Origin of the sequence: Vibrio sp. R-1, from assembly GCF_035615595.1 — a bacterium.
GTDB classification, from domain to species: domain Bacteria; phylum Pseudomonadota; class Gammaproteobacteria; order Enterobacterales; family Vibrionaceae; genus Vibrio; species Vibrio cholerae.
This window is the reverse complement of sequence record NZ_WPDC01000248.1, coordinates 1-776: the sequence shown is the minus strand read 5'-3', so window position 1 is coordinate 776 and position 776 is coordinate 1. Positions and strand designations below refer to the sequence as shown.

2 protein-coding genes are annotated in these 776 nt (G+C 45.2%); both read left to right on the top strand.

All coding sequences use genetic code 11. From position 1 onward, the window contains the following. The first annotated feature begins 166 nt into the window (after window positions 1-166). Window positions 167-424: a type II toxin-antitoxin system Phd/YefM family antitoxin gene (locus tag GOU96_RS17910; RefSeq protein WP_000861987.1), complete on the top strand. Its 258-nt coding sequence runs from the start codon at window positions 167-169 to the stop codon at window positions 422-424. Then, entirely contained in the window at window positions 412-714 is a 303-nt protein-coding gene (locus GOU96_RS17905) for a type II toxin-antitoxin system RelE/ParE family toxin (protein WP_000229326.1), read from the top strand. Before GOU96_RS17910 ends, GOU96_RS17905 begins: the two co-directional genes overlap by 13 nt. Window positions 715-776: the final 62 nt, after the last annotated feature.

Genomic DNA, 776 nt, shown 5'->3' with positions numbered 1-776 from the left:
CAACGCGCGGCATTTTTACCATGCGTTGGTTTTGGTGATTACGGTGTTATGCGGAAAGTTGGTAGTGGCGTTGGCTGCCCCTTAAGCGGGCGTTAGCCGTTTGAAAACTTGCTATGCTCAGAGTGATAGAATAGTATCACTCCAGTGTTTCTTTGGAGCAGCTCAAATGAAAGTAGAACTTGTGACGTCACTAAAACGTCAGGCCACTAAGATCCTTGCCGATCTTCATGATACGAAAGAGCCAGTATTGATAACTGAGCACGGAAAACCGTCAGCTTATCTTATTGATGTAGACGACTATGAATTTATGCAAAACCGTTTAGCGATCCTGGAAGGTATTGCTCGTGGAGAGCGAGCTCTAGCGGATGGAAAAGTGGTCAGCCATCAAGATGCTAAGGACAGAATGTCAAAATGGTTGAAATAATTTGGACGGAGCCGGCTCTATCCGATCTGAATGATATTGCTGAATACATCGCGCTTGAAAATGTCGTCGCTGCTAGACAACTGGTGCAAACCGTGTTTACAAAAGTTGAACGTTTGGCCGATTTTCCAGAATCTGGACGTATCCCGCCAGAACTAGAACACCTCAATTATCGTGAAGTCGTTGTAAATCCGTGTCGTGTTTTCTACAAGTATGATGATGCAAAGGTTCGTATTCTTTTTGTTATGCGTGCGGAGCGAGATTTGCGTCGGTTAATGCTTACGAAACAGTAGGTTTGGATAAAACGGCTAACAAACGCCTCAAAGGGACTGTCAACGCGCGGCATTTCCAGTCC

What these genes read in the sequence shown, in the direction of transcription:
- GOU96_RS17910 (WP_000861987.1), top strand. Translation starts at nt 167, where the DNA reads ATGAAAGTAGAACTTGTGACGTCACTAAAACGTCAGGCCACTAAGATC.
- GOU96_RS17905 (WP_000229326.1), top strand. Translation starts at nt 412, where the DNA reads ATGGTTGAAATAATTTGGACGGAGCCGGCTCTATCCGATCTGAATGAT.